The following is a 17799-nucleotide window of genomic DNA, read 5'->3' as shown; positions in this document are numbered from 1 at the left end:
GCGCGGAACCCGGATCGTGGCCGCCCTAATAAAATGCGGAGAGCAAATGTCCATCGCTCATGAAAGCGCGGCCTCGCAAGGACCGCTCATCTACCGCCAGGCCCTCATAACGCGGCTCACTCACTGGACGTGGGCCGTTTGCTTGTTCTTTCTGCTGTTGTCGGGGCTGCAGATCTTCAATGCGCATCCGACGCTCTACATAGGCAATCAGAGCGGCTTCGGATTCGATAATGCCGTCCTGAGCATGCGCGCCGTCGACACACCTCATGGCGCCGAGGGACGCACGACTATTCTCGGACACGAATTCAACACGACCGGTGTCTTCGGCGTCAGCGGTTCCGCGGACGACCCGAGCTATCGCGGCATTCCGGCAGCGCTCACAATTCCTTCTTATCGGGATCTCGCAACGGGACGTGTCGTGCATTTCTTCTTTGCATGGCTGCTCGTGGCCACCCTGATCATTTGGCTGACAGCGAGTTTCGCCAACGGCCACCTGCGCCGCGACCTCACACCGACGCGCAGAGATCTGGAAAATTTTCCGAGTGACGTCAGAGACCACGTGCGCTTCCGCTTTCATCACGGCAATAGCTACAACGTCCTCCAGAAACTGAGCTACTGCGCCGTTCTTTTCGTCTTGTTTCCGTTGATCATCGCAACCGGACTGACGATGAGCCCAGGCATCGACGCGGGATTTCCCTGGCTGGTCGAAGTGTTTGGCGGACGCCAGACGGCGCGCACGCTCCACTTCCTCGCGATGTTCCTGCTCGTCCTATTTTTCGTCGTCCACGTGATGATGGTTTTGTTAGCGGGCCCCTTCAACGAACTGCGCTCGATGATAACTGGGTGGTATCGCACAAGCCCCGACAAGAACGCGAGTGAAGAGGAAAAGCCATGAGCAAGATCATGCTGACCCGCCGCAAACTCTTGGTTACGGGCGCCGCCGGGGCTTCATCGCTGGTTCTCGGTGGCTGCGATACGTTCGATTTCCTGAGCCAGAACGATAGCGCCGCTCGGGCCGTTCTCGAAAAGGCAAACGATCTCACCTACCACGCCCAGCGGCTTTTGATCCGCAATGGCGCGCTCGCAACGGAATATTCCGAAACCGAGATTCGCCAGGGCCAACGCCCCAACGGATCGACCGATCCGCAAACGAACGAGTATTTGACGCTCAAGGACAACGGGTTTGCCGATTACCGCCTCTCGGTAACCGGACTCGTCGAGCGGCCGCGAAATTATTCGCTAAGCGAGCTGCGGAACATGCCGTCGCGAACTCAAATCACCCGGCACGATTGCGTCGAGGGATGGAGTTGCATTGCCAAATGGACCGGTACGCCGCTCTCTCGCATTCTTGACGAAGTCGGCTTGAAGCCGAATGCGCGCTTCGTCGTCTTTCATTGCTATGACAAGTACGACGACAACGCCGGTGCGGTCCCTTACTACGAGAGCTGCGATCTCGTCGACGCACGCCATCCGCAGACGATCTTGGCGTACGGGCTGAACGGCGAAAGTCTGCCTGTCGCCAACGGCGCACCGATCCGCGTCCGCATCGAGCGCGCGCTCGGCTACAAGCAGCCCAAGTATGTTCACACCATCGAACTCGTAGATAGCTTCGCCCATATGGGCCGCGGCAAGGGCGGGTTCTGGGAAGACCTCGGATACGATTGGTACGCGGGCATCTAACAACCGGCCATGAGCGGAGTTCGCTTTGATCAGTTTCCTTAAGAACGCCCCGGCGATCTGGGCGCCGATACCGCTACGCCTCATCGTCGGTTATGGCTTCATGGTGCACGGCCTCGCCAAATTGGGACGCGGCCCGGAGCACTTCGCGGATATTCTGAATGCGCTCGGAGTGCCGCTGCCCTACGTCATGTCGTTAGCAACGATTGCCGTCGAAATTCTGGGCGGAGCGATGATTCTGGCCGGAGCGTTCGTCAGCTTGGCGAGCATCCCGATGGCGATCGTTCTGCTCGTCGCCATGTTCACCGTGCACTGGCAGTACGGCTTTAGCTCGATCAGACTGCAAGCGATAACACCTGCCGGAGCGCAGTTCGGCCAGCCCGGCATCGAATGCGATCTTTTGTATCTTGCCTGCCTGGCGGCGCTCGCAATGGGAGGACCCGGCCCTATCTCCGTCGACGCATATCGAACGAATGCGAGAGACGACGTCGACGTCGACGTGCCGGGCCGGGCAGCGGGAATACTTTAGGACCTCATGCCGGCTCTCGCACGCCTTTCGAAAGCGACGCAGCCGAACGCTTCCCTTCGATCAAATCGAACAGCTCTTCGACCCGCCGTCGCTCGGCCTGAGATTGAGGAAGCAGGTAGGCCATCGCGACGTATATCGTCAGATTGACGACGAGCGCGACGGCTCCCGAGGTGAGCCCGTATGCCCATGGCAGGTAACCCGGATACCCAAGCTCAAGAACGACCGCAACGATGAACCCAGCGACCATGCCGGCGATCGCACCGTACTTGTTGCCCCGCTTCCAGAAGATGCCGAGGAACTGCGGAACGGCAAGTTGGATGATCCCCTGATAGGCAAGGACGGCGAGCGAGAAGAGCGCTGGCAACTCCAGACAAGCGAGCCACGACGACAGGATCGTCAATGCGAGCATGCCGAGTTTGGCGATGACGATCAGCTCGCGCTCGCCGAGCTGCCAGTAGTTGCCGACGAGATCGTTGGCGAACTGCGCGCCCGTCGCTTGGATGTTGCCGTCCGTGTGCCCCATGGAAGCCGCGAGCACGATCACGCCCGCGAGTCCGAGCAGCCAAAGCCCTCCGGCTTCCTTGCTGACGATGAACCATACGTCGTTGGGATGCGCCGCGACTCCCGGAATTTGCGATCCCAGCATTCCGAATATCAGCAGCGCAACGCCGAAGACGAGCGACAGCGGAACAGCGAGTGCGGCGGATTTTTTCAGGCTTTCCACACCATCGGCGGTGAAGAGCCGGACGAAGATATACGGCCAGCACCATCCGCCGATCGCGCCCGTCAGGATCAGGCTGAAGAGATATAGCGGGCCCTCTGTCGAACCGATGGACGGTATGGCGAACATCTTCTGATCGAGCGCGTCGAACGTGATGCCGCGTGCAATGACCATCCACACGATAAGGCCGATCAGCACCGCGCTACCGACGATGTAGGCGACGATGCCCTGCGCCATATCGGAGATCACGACGCCGCGCATTCCCATGCGCACCGTCCACACCTGCCGGAGCGCGATGACGGCCACGCCAAGCATGACGGCCTCGGCAAACGACAGCGTCCCGAGCGACATATGCTGGAAAAGCGTACCGAGCGCCTGCATGCCGAGCACGAGCCAGGGCACGCCGGAAATGATGCCAACCACGGCCGCGATCGTCCGGATATGACGCGAGCCGAAACGCAACGCCAGAAGATCGGGCTGCGTGCGAAGATTGAAAGTCTTCCCCCAAATCCATACGGGCTTCGCCATCAAGTACATGAGGACGACGGTGAGCAGACTGTAGGAAAGAACGTAGAACGAGATCACGCCCGCGCCCGCGGCCATGCCGCCGAACGCCGTGAACATCGCACCCGGATACCACGTGTTGAGGAACGACATCGCCTGATAGCGCGCGCCGAAAGAGCGCCCGCCCACAGCGTAATCTGTGAAATCACGATCCTTGATCCCGCTGAGCTGCAGAACGACGATAATGACCGCAAAGAATATTGCGATGGCGCCGAATGTGATGAGCATCAGCCGGCCTCCCCTGAGCGGGCTTCGGCCACATAAGCCACAACGATGCTCGCCGTTATGAAGACGGCTACGGCAACGAAGTAGGTCACGACGGCCGGCAGGCCGAGGATCGCGGTTCTGTTGCCGTCAACAGCCCAATAAATCGGTGGAGCGAGCGCGACGATCGCATCGAGAATGAACCATCCTATGATCCATGGCGCATGTCTGCTGGGATTGGTATTGCCGTCGTCGGACACTGCGAGCATCCCCTCATTGTTATTTTTATGCGCACTTCTTCATTGTGAAAGCTGCAGCTGATGCAGCCTCAGGCATCATGGATCATCCTTGGGCGGCAAAGTCGGCGGAGGCAAAGGCAAGAATTCGAAAGAAGGGCCGCCCCCGCTGAGAAACTTTGTATCGAGAAGTCCGCCGCCGGGTGGATCTCCACCGATACCGCCGCCTATGCGAACCTCCGCGCCGTGAGGATCGTCGTCTCCGTCTCCGGAGCCGAAATCCTTAGGTTTGCCCCAGAGGTGGTGACCGAGCTTGAGCTCGTTTTTGGCTGCTTCGACTTTTTGCGCGAGCGCCGCCGAATAGGGGAGTACGAACGCGCGCGGTACCTGGCTCGGCCGATTTTTTTCGTCCAGTTCCTCGACCCAAAGATGAATGGAGCCGGGTTCGTTGTTGACGATATTGCTTTCGACGACCCGCGCCCACAGCAGTTCAAATTTCGGCGGCATGGCTTCGTAGGCCGACCAACCGAGAAGTCCTTGCAGTTTGAAGAAGACGACGATGTACAGAGCGCTCGTCGCAACGATCGCGCCTGCTTTGGCGCGCACCGGCAGATTGGTTCGCGCCAGCACGATCAACAGCAGAACGCCGAGCGCCGCATACGCAATGGTGAGGCCAAGAATTTCGCTCTGCAGGCTCATTTGCCGTCGCCCTTGTCCATGCCCATGCCGGTCCACACCGTGCCATTGAAAGAGGCGAGCTGGCGCAACAGCGACTTCTGCTCGCGATTGACCTTCGTAACTTGGCCTTCTTTATCCATCGTGAAGCGAACGGCCGTTTTTTCTTCGCCGCTATCGTTGAGCTCGATCGTGTCATAGTGCACGACCTGCACTGTGGGATTGAGCCTCTCGACCTTCACCGAGACCGGAACGGGTTTTCCGGAGGTCGCCGTGAAGTGGTAGACATTCACCGTGTATTCGCCCTGAACGATGCCGCGAATGCTCACGATTTCCTGCCGGATCGGCGAATTGACCTTGGTGTCTCCGACAAGGATGAAATCGTTCGCGCCGCCGCGATCGTCGCGGTCGAGAACCAGGAATCCCGCCTCGCGCCGGCGATAGAAAGCGATGTTTCCGAGCGGGTCTTGCACGAAGAGATCGACGTCGTCTGGATGGTTATCCGGCCACGAAATGGTGATGAGAAATTCGGCCTTGGTGTCGACCTTGCCGCTCTTCGCGTCCGGCGCCACCATCAGAAGCGTGATGAAGAACAGAAAGGCGATGACCTGAAGCGCCTTGAACAGCATCACGCCGAACGGATCGAACGGCTCGTCGCGCGAAGCGAGATCAAACTCGTCGATCATTTGCTTCCCGCCGATTGCCGTTCGAGGGCCGAGACGACATGAACCTCGGTCATACCGACTGCGTGATTGAAGAGCCGGTTCGTGGCGTCATCGAGCATGTAGTACTGAATTTTGATCAGGATCGACCCGACGAGACCCGCAAGCGTGGTGTACATGGCGACCGCCATGCCGTCGCCCATGAGCGTCATGGATGACTTGAGCGCCACGCGATTTTCAGCATCGAGTCCGGCGATGGGCGCCAACATCATGATGAAGCCGACGATCGTTCCGAGCAGTCCGAGCTTCATCAGCGTGTCGCTTGCGAACGAGCCGAAGTGGTTGGATCCCCGCAACTGCCCCGCCAGCCCCCGCAGAAGGAGCGTCTGATCGAGGCGACCGCCTCCCTGCAGACCGGCCTTCGTCGCCAGATTGCGAATATGCGCCGTGACGAGGCCCTTCGGGAGTTCATTGGCGACGCCCGCTGCGCTCTCGTGAAAAGCGAGAAGGCGGCTGTCTGCCGCCACCAGTTGTCCTGCTCGCCGGGCCGCATCGTCTTCGCGGGAGATGATGATGGTCCGCCAGAGGCAGTGCAAGGACGCCCCGATATAGAGCACCCCGATCAACGAAGAGATGTGCGTGCGGTCGCTGACGACCATCTGCTGGATCAGGCCGAAGTGCCAGAGCAGAACCGCTGCAAACAGGGTCACACCAGTGAAGATCATCCAGTGCAGCAGCGGCGTGCGGCGCAGCAATGCCGGCGTCTCAGTCCGAGGGTCGCCCCCAAGAATCTTTCGAAATTCCCCACGATATTCCAAGTTCACATTTCCCACGCCGGTTAAAGCCCCATCCGAGGTCGAGAACTGAGGCCAATACGACGTTTTGGAAAAGGGCACAGGCCACGCAAGACGTTGGGCAAAATGCCCGACAATGGGTTAGGCTATTGCCAATAGGGCTGTTGTCGGTGCCAAATCATCCGGCGCAGAACATGGGGAGCTAAGCCGTGAGTTTGATGGTCCGCCTCGTAGGACGCCTTTTGGCCGTTGTGCTGTTGTGCCTGGCTGGCGCAATCGGTTGGGTTATGATCGATGCCCATCGGTCGATCGACGCCCAAACAACGGCGACCGCGGACCGCGTCAGCCAGCGTCTCACAGGGCTCTACTGGCAAAAACTTGTATGGCGCAACGGCGTAAGCAGGGAGACGCTGCTGCCGATGCCCGAGTGGGAAACGTTGGCCACAGCAAGCATCGTTTCGCCGGGAATTTGTGTGACGGTCAAACCGCCCGGCGTCGATCCTCGTCAACTCTGCAGTCAAATCGAAGCGCTCGGCGAACCCGCCCCTGCCTGGTTCGCGGCAACGTATGATTTCCTCTTCGGTCCGCAGATCGAGCAAAAGCGCTATCTTTCCGTCCGCGACAAGGACGCGGGATACGTCCTGTCCGCCGCTCAGCCGGAAGCCGCGCTGCGCCTCTCCTGGCATCAAGTCTCGATCGTCGTTGCCGTCGCTGTTGCGATGGCGGCAGCAATAACCATCCTCTCGACGCTAATGATCGGGCATGCATTGATCCCGGCGCGAACCATCATCGAGGGATTGCGAAAATTGCAGCAAGGCGACCTCGGGTGGCGGCTGCCGCGGTTCCGTACGACCGAATTCAATCTGATCGCCCGTGCCGTCAACGACCTGTCCGAAGAGCTCGAGCGCACGAACTCGGCGCGCACAGCACTGACGACACGGCTGTTTCAAGTCCAGGAGGAAGAGCGTCGCGCGCTCGCACGTGACCTCCACGACGAGTTCGGCCAGTGCTTGACGGCAACGGCCGCCCTTGCGGCCAGCATCGAAGCGGGAGCCCCGTCCGACCGCCAGGATCTCGTCGAAGATGCGCGCGCCATCACCCGAGCCCAACAGCGCATGATGGAAAATCTTCGGGGCGCGCTCGTGCGTCTGCGTTCACAGAATATCGATGAGATCGGGCTCGAAGCCAGCCTTCGCCAGCTTGTATCGGACCACAACACGCAGTCCGCGTCCCGGGCCGTTGTCCGCCTGAACGTCATCGGCAAGATGACTGCGCTGCCCAAGCAGGTAGCGATCGACATTTACCGCGTCGCTCAGGAGTGCCTGACCAATGCGATGAAGCATGGGTCGCCGACGGAGGTACGGCTGAGGGTGGAGCATGTCGGCGCCGCACGCGACACGATCAGCCTGACCGTGGAAGACGACGGCGGCGGCGACGCCACCAACATCAGCCGCGGCAATGGGCATGGCATTCTCGGAATGCGCGAGCGCATAGCGGCGCTTGGCGGCAGCCTGCACATCGCCAAAGCCGCGAAGGGAATACGCGTAGCAGCCATCATTCCGGTGCTCGGGCCTCCCAATGGCCTGGCGTTCGGTGAGGCGACCGCATGAGTGCGGTCACGATCCTTCTCGTGGACGATCACCCGATCGTCCGCGAAGGCTACCATCGGCTGCTCGAACGCCAGGATGGGCTTCACGTTTGCGCTGAGGCCGATGACGCCGAGCAAGCTTATCGCGCCTATAAGGAACACCGGCCGGACGTCGTTGTCATGGACCTCACGCTGCCGGGCGCAAGCGGTCTCGAAGGCGTGCGCCACATTCGCCAGTGGGACAAAGACGCCAAGATCCTGATCTTCACGATGCACTTGGGCGTCGCATTCGCCCTTAAGGCTTTCGAAGCCGGCGCTTCCGGCTACGTAACGAAGAGCAGCGCGCCGGGAGAATTGGTGAAGGCCGTGAAGGCCGTCGCGGCTGGCGGCCGCTTCTTGAGCGAAGACATTTCGCGAGCGATCGCAGCCGATCGCCTTGCGGGACCCGAGCGCGTTATCGACCAGCTTGGCCCTCGCGAAACCGAAATTCTTCGGCTTCTGGCCTCAGGGCTGACGAGCGAAGCCATCGCAGAGATGCTCAATCTCAGCACGAAAACAGTGCGCAACCATCACTACGCAATCAAAGGCAAGATCGGAGCGCAAAACGATGCGCATCTTGTCTGGCTTGCTGTGAGTGCCGGTCTCGTCACCATCAACGACGCGAGATTTGAAATTCAGCCGTCGTAGATTGGCATTGCCTCACGAGCTTCAGCTCTTGCAGCCGCGCGGACCGCATAGGAGCCGATGCAATGTCAGTGCCCCCACCAACCATTGCATCGGCGCACATCATCAATAGCTCAACTGCGTATCCCAGAAATCGCACTTGTACGCGGCTCTGAAATTCGCAATCGACGTTGTCGAGAGCGGTATGTCCTGGACGAAATATCTGGCGCCGCTTCCGCCTTCGAATTTCGGCCACGGCGAATTTCCAGACCCGTTGGGATTGCCGGTATCCGCGAAGTTCGTCCAAGCCGCAACGATTTGGTCGGACAAGACTGTCTCTTGTTGATTGATCTCTCGCGGCTGACCGGAATTCTGGTCGAGGTTCACGCCCAAATTCCCGCCGTGCCAGTTATTGAAGACGAACTGAATATCGATCGTATGTGCGGCGAGCGGTTTGAAACCGGGCATTTTTGGAAAGTAATACGGCGCATTCTGATAGGTGAAATCATAGGCGTACGTCGGCACCTGAGGCGCCCATAGTTGCACGACGTGAAGCTCGCGACACTTGGTGGGATCGGTCAAGAACCGTTCGTAAGCGAGCATCGGATCGCCGCCGTATGCCGAGAGCGGATACTGAGCCGCGGCGGCGCCGGTGACGGCCGACGCATACTGCGCTGCTGTCATCGGAGCTTGCGGCGGCCCCGAGAAGTATTCCGTAATGCCGGTTATGAACGTGAACTCGTCCTTCACCGCGCCACCCATGATCGGCATCTTGTTGAACTTGCCGCTCGAAAATGCCTGTTGCGGCGTCAAGGGAATGATCGTTCCGTCGACAAAAGGACCTGACGTATATTGTCCGTCAGCGTTCGGCGTGCCCTGAAGCTGAAGAATACGAGCGGCCGTCAATCCGCGCAGACAATTTGCAGCAGCCGCGTTCGATCCCGAGCATCCTGCGGCGGTCCCGAAATTCTTCCCCTTCGTCAGCGCATCGCTCGCAGACGGAAGCGTCGAGAAAAAGCCTGGCGAGCTTTGATAGATCGCTCTGTTGAAGAGCCCGCGGGCCAAGGGCGACACTTGGTTTACTCCCGTGTCGACCGCACCGGCGGACTGGCCACCGAGTGCGACTCGGTTCGGATCTCCGCCGAACGACGCGATGTTGCGCTGAACCCAACGAAGCGCAGCTTGCTGATCGAGAGCGCCGTAATTACCCCAGAGATGGCCTTCGCCATTGATTGCGGGATGCGAGAAGAAACCGAACACGCCTAGGCGATAATTGATCGTCACGACGACCGACGCGACGCCGTCAGGTCCACCTTGCGCAAGTTTGCTTGCATCGTAATCGACAGTCTCCCCGTCGATATTGCCGCCACCGTGGATCCACACGATGACCGGCTTCTTCTTCCCATTGTGACTGCTCCCTGTCGTGAAGACATTTAAATAGAGGCAATCCTCGGTCGTGCTAGACGGACCGGCGAAGGCGCCGAGTTCTGTCACCTGCGGACACGTATTGGCAAACTGCGCAGCGTCTAGCACGCCCTTCCATTTGCTGATCGGTTGGGGCGGCTGCCACCGAAGCTTTCCGACCGGCGGCGCGGCGTAGGGAATGCCCAGGAAAATATTGACGCCGTTCTTGCTGAACCCGCGAACGTTTCCATCGCCGGTGCTGACCGTTGGTCCATCATTGTCCGCCAGTGCGGCTCCGGCAAACGCCACAGCCGCGAAGGACGCCACGCAAATGCCTCGCACAAATAAAGAGAGAGGCGACGAAAGGGGCCAGCGCCCCCGATAATCGGAAGACTTGATCAAGGCAATTACTCCCATTCAAAAATTTCTTTTGTTGATCGCAGCCAATAGCGCGGCGCCGGCACTAGGGCGTCGGCGCTGGATCATGTGCCCGCATGCGGGCCGATCAGTTTTCCGATGAAATGAAAATCGCTGCTACGCTGAGAGCGTACCGATCTCGTCAATGAGTGCACGCACTCATGCTTGACCCATCAAGTCGCTCTCAAAGAAGAGCGAGCGGCGCGTCTCGCAAATTTTTGCGCGGCTGTGCGCTCTCCGAGAGATTCAGTGCACCTCACACCGAGCAATGATTTTGAAAGCGCGCTTCGCTGCTCCTGCTCGCCGAAAATATCGGTCGGCGAGCGCGAACGAACACACTCGGAGAATAAAAAACGCCAAGGAGCAGAGATATGAGTAGATCTTATATTCCGCGTTGCCGCAGCGCATGGAGCAGAAGCGCCTTTGCGCTTTCGCTAGCCGCTGCTGGTATTGCATGCACGCCGGCACTCGCGCACAACGACGATTCCGACGGCAACAAAAAGGGCGGCCCCACGGTCTCCATCAGTGACGGGAAGGTGCAGGGATACACGAAGAATGGCGTCAATGTTTTCTTGGGTATTCCCTACGCTGCGCCGCCCGTCGGAAAGCTTCGGTGGCAGCCGCCGCAGCCTGTAGGCAAATGGAAAGGAACGCTCGACGCGACGCAGTTCGCCAACACCTGCCCGCAAGTCACGGAACTCGGTGCGTTCGCGGGTCCGACGAGCACCACTGAAGACTGCCTCTACCTGAACGTTTTCACGAGCGGCAACAGCAGTAAAAAGAAAGGCGTCATCGTCTGGATCCACGGCGGCGGCAACGTCGACGGTGAATCGAATGACTACGACGGGACGAAACTTGCCCAAGGCGGCCCGGATGGAAAAGAGACCGTCGTCGTCACTCTGAATTACCGCATGGGACTGTTCGGATATCTCTCGCATCCGGCACTGAACAGCGAAGGACATCTGTGGGGCAACTACGGCATCATGGATATTCAAGCCGTGCTTCGCTGGGTCCAACGCAACATCGCGGCGTTCGGAGGCGATCCGAATAAAGTGGCTGTTGGAGGCCAATCGGCCGGCGCGACAGACACCGGCGCGAACGTTCTCTCTCCTTTGGCCGCCAATCTCTTCAACCGGGCCATTTATGAGAGCGGACCTCTGCCAAATCTCCCTGCAGCGGCCACGGCCCAAACAAACGGGCAGAACTTTGCTGCCGCAGCGGGATGCCCCACAACTTCGGGCAAGCCGGCAGCAGCCTGTCTCAGAGATCTGACCGCCGCAAGAATTCTGCAGCTCCAGGGCACGCCGAACGCCAACGGGCCGTACATTACGGGGCCGTTCGTTGACGGCACAGTCATTCCAATTACGCCCGAAAAGGCGTGGACTACCGGAAAGTACAACAAGATGCCGACCATGGGCGGCCGCGTCCGCGACGAAGGGAATTTCGGCATCAGCATTACCGAGTACTTCTCCGGACCGCCTCAAGTACCGATGACTGCGGACCAATTCACGGCCGCGGTGACGAGAACTTATTCCGGCAACGCTGGTCCTGGCGGCGCGCCACCAGCCTACCCGGCTGGAACTGCAACGGCGGTGCTCAATCAGTATCCGTTGTCTGCATACGGAAACGATCCGGTGAAAGCCTACAACAGGGTGACGACGGACGCGCAGAAATGTCAGGCAGATCACGTACTCAATCTTTGGGCGCCACAGATATCCACATACGGATATGACTTCACCTACTCCGACGCGCCCTACTACTTCCCGAAAATGCCGGGCTTCAAACCGAACGCCGCGCATACGATCGACATCCAGTTCCTCTTCAACAACTGGCATGGCGGTCAGCTCGGCGTGAACCTCGACCAAACGACCGGAATGCCTCGCGATCTCAATCAGACGGAAAGCAAACTCTCCGATCAGCTGGTTGCCGCGTGGACCAACTTCGCCGCAACGGGCAATCCGAACGGTTCGGGGAACTCGCCTTGGCCGAAATACGCAGGCGGCAACGCGAGCTACCTCGTTCAGGACATTCCTCTCTCGACGAATGGCCGCTCGAGCTACCGCGCTACGTACAAGTGCGATTTCTGGGATACGGTTTTGCTGTATCCGCTGCAGTAATTTAAGGTCCCGAGCAACCTTAGGGCCGCTTCACCGCGGCCCTATTTTTGTCCCGGCATATGATAGGAGATAACCAGCAGCGCCGTCAGGATCGACGAAAACAAGCCCGCGAGTGCGCCAATGTAAACGGGCAAAAGAGCGCTCGAGAGCGCCGCAACTTCAAAACCCGCAAGACTTCCGGCGATCGAGGCAATGATGGCGAAGATAAAGACGGGCATTGGCAACGCCTGCTCGAACTCGCCGACGCCGAAACCCAATTCGACCAGCGCATTGCGCGACACCGCTGCAGCCACCGTACCTGTCAGTCCGGAAAGGACCGCAAGGAGCGCGTTGGGATCCATCGCGTTACCGAACACCATCCCGGCGAAAGCTCCGACGGCCGTGCCAATGCCGAGGACGACCAGCAAGCTCACAGTCGTTATATCGCCCACAGCACACCTCTTCAGCGATGAGATCCGTCGCACCGGCACAATCCCGACTGTAGCATCGTCCCGCGACGCCTACGCCGTGATGGGAGAAGAGGCGCGGAACGCGCGAAACAAATTGTAAAAATGCATTTGCAAATTTGACTCGACGCCGAAGATCGGTGCCGAGACCCCGATTTTTCAGGATCGGCAACCAGCCGAAGAGATAGGCCATAAGGCGAATTGCGGTGCGCATCGGCGACCGATATCCCGGTCGCGAATGCGTCGCGCTGCTCAGGCTGGCACGCATGGGGGAATCGGAGCCGGGGGCAGGTCATGACCGACATCATCGGCGGGACGAATGACAGTTACGTTGTGATCGGATTTTTCACGCCGGACTATCGGCCGCTGGCTGCGCGCCTCGCCGACGATTTGTCGAAGTTCGATATTCCCCACCATCTCTACGCGACAACGGCTGCGGAGTGGCACGCAGCGACCTTGCTTAAACCTGCGCGCGAGGTCGGATTACCCCGGAAAGACAATCGTCAGCATGGGCGTCGATTGTAGCATCAAAGAACCCATTAGCGTCAGGGCTCGCAATCAGCGCCGACGTCGGTTTGGCCTTCAATGAAATACGAGAGCGCACGGCGCGGCTATACCCCACGTCCAGAGTGACGGTGTGGAGCCCGACAGCCGGAGCAACCAAGCTCCTGGATAATTGGTCGGAGCTTTGCCGGCGAGCCGAAGTGAACAACGACGAAATTCTGCTCATGATTGCTATCGCCAGAACGGTCGGCACATCCCTTCAGGCGCTTCCCGACACGCATCGCGGCCTGGAATGGTCGAAGGCCCCGGCGAATTCCGCAATCGTCCATGATAGCGCCCGGGCAAAAGCGAAAGCCAAGAATGTCCGAAGGCGGCTTCTGCGGGCAACCCGCGAATTCGTAACGATGACGCTGTTCGGTACGACCGTCGCCGATCGCAAACTTGGCAAGCGTCTGTCTTAGAAGCCGGCTCTACTTGAACAACTTCATCGCATCCTCCTCGAGCACGGGTCCGGCGATGTCGATCGAAACGAAGGGCGCCTTGGACGCGACGTCCTCGGCCGACAGCATGATCTGCCCTATCTTCGTCGAAAGTTGTTCGACCGACGCGGCATAAACGAGCCGTCCGATGCCGCACCACAGGATCGCGCCCATGCACATGCAGCAGGGTTCGCCCGAGGTGTAGAGTGTCGTATTCCCCTCCAGCGCATCCGGGCCGTGAGCCGAGAGAAAAGCCCGGATCGCCACCATCTCGCCGTGTGCGGTCGGATCTTTATCGGCGCGCGTCCGGTTGTGGCCACGCGCCATGACCTCCCCATTTTTGACGATCACCGCGCCGAAAGGAAACTCCGCTTTCGCCGCCTCCTCGATCGCGAGCTTCATGAAAACTTCATCGTCGGGCAGGACGGCCGTCTGGCGTGCACCTGCTTTGCCCGAGCCAGCCATCGCGGTTGCGATGAGCGTCATTCCACCTTGGAGCACGGTTCGCCGATGCATTTTGTTTCCCCGCGTTTGTCGATGACGGCCCTAACCGCTTTTAGACTTATTTTGCATTAATCCGATCGAGGCGTTCGGCGAAAATCCACTTCGGCGGGCAGTGTTGTGCAACCGGCACTGAAAGTCCCGGCAGCGCCAGCTTACGACGAATTAAGGAATTACGAACGGGCGTAAATTACGGGGCCCGGCTTGGGGGAAAAGCCGGGCCCCTGCTATCGAAAGCGGCGCTTTGGGTGGGGGGTGAGGGACGGCGCTCGCTCGCGAAAAAGCGGATCCGCCTAACGTGAGAGACCAATACCGATAGGGCTATGGATCCGCTTGGCAAATTATGTTTGTTCCGGATGAATTGCCGGCACCACTCAGCCCGGCGGTCTAGGTCAATGAACATTTGCTAGGCCGGATGGTCTATTGCCAAGCAACCGCCTTTGCGGCGAGGGCTGCGGTGTTCCGCATCCCCGGGGGGCGCGTCGCAAATCCCGCTTGATCTTCGCCTTGATTAGGTTCGAGGCTAACTTCAGCTTGCGGAAAGAAGATAGAGATCCGATGCGGCGCGTTTCGTTAAAAGTCCTGATTGCGGCGGCGATCTCCCTAGTCTCACTTTTGTTGACGATTGCCGTGTCCTACGTGATCGGGCGCGATGCCGTGAGCCGCCTTGAACAAGAGATTGGTCAATCGCTGGCGTTGCTGGCGGATGAAATGCAAGACAAGCTCGACCGCGCCATGTTCGAGCGCCTCCAATCCCTCGACAACATGGCGGCCATCGGCAAGATCTTGCAAAAGACCGACACGCCGGACGCGTTACGCGCCTCGCTTGAGAGATTTCAAAGCGCATACTCCGATTATTCCTGGATCGGGTTTGCCGATCATAATGGCAAAATCCTGAGCTCGACTCGCGGCGAATACGAAGGACAGAACGTCAGCAATCAAGTCTGGTTCAAGAAGGGTCTACACGAACCATATGTGGGCGACGTCAAGCTTCCGGCCCGGCCCGATCACGGTCCGCCCCCGCGAGACGGTCACACGACATCGGATTTTATTGATCTCGCGGTCCCGATCTCGGACTCGGAGTCCACGTTCGGTGTCCTTGGCGCGACCTTGAGCGCCGATTGGGCGGAAGAAGTTCGCGACACCCTTCTCGGCAGCATGAAAGATGCAATTCCTGCCGACGTCATTGTGCTCGACGAAGCGAGGCAGGTCCTTTTTGGTCCGGACGACATAACCGGAAAAACATTGGATCTGCCGAGCATCAGAGCCGCCCGTCCAGGCGATGCCGGTTTTGCCGTCGAACAGTGGCCGGACGCCATGTCTTACGTGACGGGATTTTCAAAAAGCGATGGCTACCGGTCTTATCCCGGCTTGCACTGGATCGTTCTCGTGCGGGAGGATCAGAAACTCGCGTTCGCACCCGTGCGAAGCTTGCAGACAACAATTCTGATATGCGGCGGCATCGTCGCGGCCCTCGCCGCTCTTTTGGCTTGGATACTCGCCGGCAAGCTCTCGCAACCGCTGCTCCAGCTCGCCGATACGGCGGAAGGCCTGCGGCGCGGGCAGAAGCTCGAGTTCCCGCAGGTTGGCGGCTACGAAGAAGCACGGGTCCTGTCAAAATCCCTCAGATCCCTCGTCAAGGAGCTCGACGCCCAAAGAGCTTCCCTTGCGGCCGCAAACCAATCCCTTGAAACACAGGTCCAGGAACGAACGCAGCGACTCGCTGAGCAAAACATCGGCCTCGAGCGCGCAAAGGCCGAAGCGGAACTCGCGACCGAAGCCAAGTCCCGCTTTCTCGCGGCGGCCAGCCATGATCTCCGTCAGCCTCTGCACGCACTGACATTATTCGCGCGTGCGCTTGCGCGCCGTGTCAGCGGCAACGAAGCGACGACGCTCGTTGCGCAGATGGAGGAAGGCTTGCGCGGATTGAAGGGCATGTTCGATGCGCTTCTCAACATCTCGCGCCTAGACGCCAAGCTGATCGATCCGGCGAAAACCTCTGTATCGGTCAGCGAGATCATCGAACGGATTTCGGTTGGCTCGAAAGTCGAAGCCGAGCAGAACGGCTTGAAGTTTCTCAGCCGCTCACGCGACTGGATCATCGAAACGGATGCCGCCCTGCTCGAAACCATTATCCGCAATCTCGTCTCGAATGCCTTGAAATTCACGAAGTACGGCGGCGTCATACTTGCTGCGCGCGAACGAGACGGCGAACGCGTGATCGACGTTTTCGACACCGGCCCCGGATTTCCCATCGAACGCCGCGAAAAGATATTCGAAGAATTTTCGCGCGCCGATCAGCGCGCCTATGGCGTGAATGACGGACTTGGCCTCGGCCTTTCGATCGCGCGCCGCTACGCCGAGCTGCTCGGCATGAAGATCCTCGTCACCTCCCGGCGCGGACGCGGCTCGCGATTTACGATTGTACTACCGAAGAGCAGCATCCTCGAAGGCGCGCGCCGGCCAGAACCGTCGCCCAAGTCCGAGACGGCCATCTACGGCATGAGAATACTCGTTCTGGACGACGATCCCCTCATCGTCGCAGCCCTGATGCGCGATCTCGAAGATCGCGGCAATCTCGCTTTCGGCTACCAAACGGCGGCCGAAGCCGAGAAAGGCCTCAGCAAGGGGCTCGCGATCGATGCAGCCGTGCTTGATTTCGATCTGAGAGGATCGGAAACGGGCCTGGAATTCATCAAACGCATGGCAGCTAGAACGAACACGGATATTCCCGCCGTGATCCTTTCCGGCGGCACTGATTCTGCTACTCTGGCGATACTGGCAAAATCAGGGAGGCCATGGCTTACCAAGCCGGCAGATCCCGAGCTTATCGCTGCCACGCTGAGTGCAATTCTCAATGCTCATAAAGTTTCGCTGAATAGCTTCAATGCCGAGTACGGAGCCAATGCAAGTGCCAGCTAATTTGGAAAAGACCAACGTAGAAAAGGCGATGCCGGTCGCAGAGCGGGATACGGTTCTGGTGGCCGACGACCATGGACTTTACAGGTCCGGATTCAGCTTTTTGCTTCGCGATCGAATGGGATTTCGTTCTGTCATCGAAGCGTCGTCGTTCGACGCTGCGCTCGATCGTCTTGCAGAAACACCAAACGTCGAGCTCGCGCTGTTCGATCTGGCGATGCCGGGGATTTCGGGACCCGAGGGCCTGCGCGTGGTGAAAGAGGCCTATCCCAGCATTCGAGTTGCGATTGTCTCGGGATCGGAAGAACGCAACGACGTCGTCAAGGCCGTTGCCATGGGCCTCAACGGATATGTGCCCAAATCACTGGCGGACGACGAGATCGTCGGCGCGCTGAATGACATTCTGGATGGCCGCGTTTTCGTGCCGCGGTTCATGACGTCGGGCAATGCCGAACACAGAGCAAAGCTCGCAAGCTCCGATACGCCTGCCGCAAAGCGGGACCCCGGCGGTGGAGCCACCAACAAAGCCATTTCACCGCGGCAACGCGACGTCCTGGATTGTGTCCGCCGGGGCCTTTCGAACAAAGAAATCGCACGCGAACTCGACATCGCCGAAGGCACGGTAAAAATCCACCTTGCGGCTCTCTTTTCGCATTTTGGAGCTCGCAACCGCACCGAACTCGCCACGCGGAGCTAAGC

The 17799-nt window shown here is 59.3% G+C and carries 18 protein-coding genes; 10 read left to right on the top strand and 8 right to left on the bottom strand.

Annotated features, from left to right (window positions below):
• Window positions 1-46 precede the first annotated feature (46 nt).
• The 3 genes from BM399_RS17490 to BM399_RS17480 are packed head-to-tail and all read left to right on the top strand — an operon-like array spanning window position 47 to window position 2206.
• Window positions 47-895: a cytochrome b/b6 domain-containing protein gene (locus BM399_RS17490; RefSeq protein ID WP_092868988.1), complete on the top strand. Its 849-nt coding sequence runs from the start codon at window positions 47-49 to the stop codon at window positions 893-895.
• Complete coding sequence (locus BM399_RS17485; protein WP_092868987.1) at window positions 892-1680, top strand: molybdopterin-binding protein; 789 nt, start codon at window positions 892-894, stop codon at window positions 1678-1680. Before BM399_RS17490 ends, BM399_RS17485 begins: the two co-directional genes overlap by 4 nt.
• Window positions 1681-1705: 25 nt before the next feature.
• The gene (locus BM399_RS17480) at window positions 1706-2206 is read left to right on the top strand and encodes a DoxX family protein (protein WP_244531328.1); all 501 of its coding nucleotides are present in this window, start codon (window positions 1706-1708) and stop codon (window positions 2204-2206) included.
• A gap of 4 nt (window positions 2207-2210) precedes the next feature.
• Here the strand turns inward: BM399_RS17480 and BM399_RS17475 are convergent, their stop codons facing one another.
• The 5 genes from BM399_RS17475 to BM399_RS17455 all read right to left on the bottom strand — a co-directional run bounded on the left by BM399_RS17475 (window position 2211) and on the right by BM399_RS17455 (window position 5993).
• The gene (locus tag BM399_RS17475) at window positions 2211-3719 is read right to left on the bottom strand and encodes a sodium:solute symporter family protein (RefSeq protein WP_177228197.1); all 1509 of its coding nucleotides are present in this window, start codon (window positions 3717-3719) and stop codon (window positions 2211-2213) included.
• Window positions 3719-3964, bottom strand: coding sequence for a hypothetical protein (locus BM399_RS17470; RefSeq protein WP_210186971.1), 246 nt, complete (start codon window positions 3962-3964; stop codon window positions 3719-3721). Before BM399_RS17470 ends, BM399_RS17475 begins: the two co-directional genes overlap by 1 nt.
• Window positions 3965-4030: 66 nt before the next feature.
• Window positions 4031-4630 carry a hypothetical protein gene (locus BM399_RS17465; RefSeq protein ID WP_092868986.1) on the bottom strand — a complete coding sequence of 200 codons (600 nt, stop codon included), beginning with the start codon at window positions 4628-4630 and terminating at the stop codon, window positions 4031-4033.
• On the bottom strand, window positions 4627-5292 hold the full coding sequence (locus tag BM399_RS17460) for a hypothetical protein (protein ID WP_092868985.1): 666 nt from the start codon (window positions 5290-5292) through the stop codon (window positions 4627-4629). The genes BM399_RS17465 and BM399_RS17460 overlap by 4 nt, the downstream gene beginning before the upstream one ends.
• Complete coding sequence (locus BM399_RS17455) at window positions 5289-5993, bottom strand: MotA/TolQ/ExbB proton channel family protein (protein WP_092869187.1); 705 nt, start codon at window positions 5991-5993, stop codon at window positions 5289-5291. Before BM399_RS17455 ends, BM399_RS17460 begins: the two co-directional genes overlap by 4 nt.
• A 287-nt stretch (window positions 5994-6280) precedes the next feature.
• Here BM399_RS17455 and BM399_RS17450 point away from each other — a divergent pair, with 287 nt between their 5' ends.
• Window positions 6281-7672 (top strand): sensor histidine kinase, encoded by a 1392-nt coding sequence (locus BM399_RS17450; RefSeq protein WP_342028760.1) that lies wholly within the window; start codon window positions 6281-6283, stop codon window positions 7670-7672.
• A complete protein-coding gene (locus BM399_RS17445; protein ID WP_092868983.1) occupies window positions 7669-8337 on the top strand; it encodes a response regulator in 669 nt (222 codons plus the stop codon). The genes BM399_RS17450 and BM399_RS17445 overlap by 4 nt, the downstream gene beginning before the upstream one ends.
• A gap of 102 nt (window positions 8338-8439) precedes the next feature.
• On the opposite strand, the gene BM399_RS17440 is transcribed toward BM399_RS17445, so the two are convergent.
• Complete coding sequence (locus tag BM399_RS17440; RefSeq protein ID WP_092868982.1) at window positions 8440-10134, bottom strand: carboxylesterase/lipase family protein; 1695 nt, start codon at window positions 10132-10134, stop codon at window positions 8440-8442.
• 371 nt (window positions 10135-10505) lie between these two features.
• Here BM399_RS17440 and BM399_RS17435 point away from each other — a divergent pair, with 371 nt between their 5' ends.
• On the top strand, window positions 10506-12251 hold the full coding sequence (locus tag BM399_RS17435) for a carboxylesterase/lipase family protein (RefSeq protein ID WP_092868981.1): 1746 nt from the start codon (window positions 10506-10508) through the stop codon (window positions 12249-12251).
• A 41-nt stretch (window positions 12252-12292) separates the two neighbouring features.
• Here the strand turns inward: BM399_RS17435 and BM399_RS17430 are convergent, their stop codons facing one another.
• A complete protein-coding gene (locus BM399_RS17430) occupies window positions 12293-12664 on the bottom strand; it encodes a hypothetical protein (RefSeq protein ID WP_143117857.1) in 372 nt (123 codons plus the stop codon).
• A gap of 327 nt (window positions 12665-12991) precedes the next feature.
• On the opposite strand from BM399_RS17430, the gene BM399_RS17425 reads away from it, so the two are divergent.
• On the top strand, window positions 12992-13222 hold the full coding sequence (locus tag BM399_RS17425) for a hypothetical protein (protein WP_092868979.1): 231 nt from the start codon (window positions 12992-12994) through the stop codon (window positions 13220-13222).
• A gap of 179 nt (window positions 13223-13401) precedes the next feature.
• Window positions 13402-13662 (top strand): hypothetical protein, encoded by a 261-nt coding sequence (locus tag BM399_RS17420; protein ID WP_092868978.1) that lies wholly within the window; start codon window positions 13402-13404, stop codon window positions 13660-13662.
• A gap of 9 nt (window positions 13663-13671) precedes the next feature.
• Here the strand turns inward: BM399_RS17420 and BM399_RS17415 are convergent, their stop codons facing one another.
• Window positions 13672-14196 (bottom strand): nucleoside deaminase, encoded by a 525-nt coding sequence (locus BM399_RS17415; protein WP_092868977.1) that lies wholly within the window; start codon window positions 14194-14196, stop codon window positions 13672-13674.
• A 543-nt stretch (window positions 14197-14739) separates the two neighbouring features.
• On the opposite strand from BM399_RS17415, the gene BM399_RS17410 reads away from it, so the two are divergent.
• Both BM399_RS17410 and BM399_RS17405 read left to right on the top strand, forming a co-directional pair.
• Window positions 14740-17103, top strand: a complete 2364-nt coding sequence (locus BM399_RS17410) for an ATP-binding protein (protein WP_092868976.1) — start codon at window positions 14740-14742, stop codon at window positions 17101-17103.
• Window positions 17093-17797: a response regulator gene (locus BM399_RS17405; RefSeq protein WP_244531326.1), complete on the top strand. Its 705-nt coding sequence runs from the start codon at window positions 17093-17095 to the stop codon at window positions 17795-17797. Before BM399_RS17410 ends, BM399_RS17405 begins: the two co-directional genes overlap by 11 nt.
• The last annotated feature ends 2 nt before the right edge of the window (window positions 17798-17799 follow it).

Source organism: Hyphomicrobium facile (genome assembly GCF_900116175.1).
Lineage (GTDB): Bacteria > Pseudomonadota > Alphaproteobacteria > Rhizobiales > Hyphomicrobiaceae > Hyphomicrobium_B > Hyphomicrobium_B facile.
This window is presented reverse-complemented; position numbering and strand designations above follow the sequence as displayed.

Bases quoted from the DNA above. Each gene is read 5' to 3' on its own strand.
- BM399_RS17490 (WP_092868988.1), top strand. From the start codon at position 47: ATGTCCATCGCTCATGAAAGCGCGGCCTCGCAAGGACCGCTCATCTAC.
- BM399_RS17485 (WP_092868987.1), top strand. From the start codon at position 892: ATGAGCAAGATCATGCTGACCCGCCGCAAACTCTTGGTTACGGGCGCC.
- BM399_RS17475 (WP_177228197.1), bottom strand. From the start codon at position 3,719: ATGCTCATCACATTCGGCGCCATCGCAATATTCTTTGCGGTCATTATC.
- BM399_RS17470 (WP_210186971.1), bottom strand. From the start codon at position 3,964: ATGCTCGCAGTGTCCGACGACGGCAATACCAATCCCAGCAGACATGCG.
- BM399_RS17465 (WP_092868986.1), bottom strand. From the start codon at position 4,630: ATGAGCCTGCAGAGCGAAATTCTTGGCCTCACCATTGCGTATGCGGCG.
- BM399_RS17460 (WP_092868985.1), bottom strand. From the start codon at position 5,292: ATGATCGACGAGTTTGATCTCGCTTCGCGCGACGAGCCGTTCGATCCG.
- BM399_RS17455 (WP_092869187.1), bottom strand. From the start codon at position 5,993: ATGATCTTCACTGGTGTGACCCTGTTTGCAGCGGTTCTGCTCTGGCAC.
- BM399_RS17450 (WP_342028760.1), top strand. From the start codon at position 6,281: ATGGTCCGCCTCGTAGGACGCCTTTTGGCCGTTGTGCTGTTGTGCCTG.
- BM399_RS17445 (WP_092868983.1), top strand. From the start codon at position 7,669: ATGAGTGCGGTCACGATCCTTCTCGTGGACGATCACCCGATCGTCCGC.
- BM399_RS17440 (WP_092868982.1), bottom strand. From the start codon at position 10,134: ATGGGAGTAATTGCCTTGATCAAGTCTTCCGATTATCGGGGGCGCTGG.
- BM399_RS17435 (WP_092868981.1), top strand. From the start codon at position 10,506: ATGAGTAGATCTTATATTCCGCGTTGCCGCAGCGCATGGAGCAGAAGC.
- BM399_RS17425 (WP_092868979.1), top strand. From the start codon at position 12,992: ATGACCGACATCATCGGCGGGACGAATGACAGTTACGTTGTGATCGGA.
- BM399_RS17415 (WP_092868977.1), bottom strand. From the start codon at position 14,196: ATGCATCGGCGAACCGTGCTCCAAGGTGGAATGACGCTCATCGCAACC.
- BM399_RS17410 (WP_092868976.1), top strand. From the start codon at position 14,740: ATGCGGCGCGTTTCGTTAAAAGTCCTGATTGCGGCGGCGATCTCCCTA.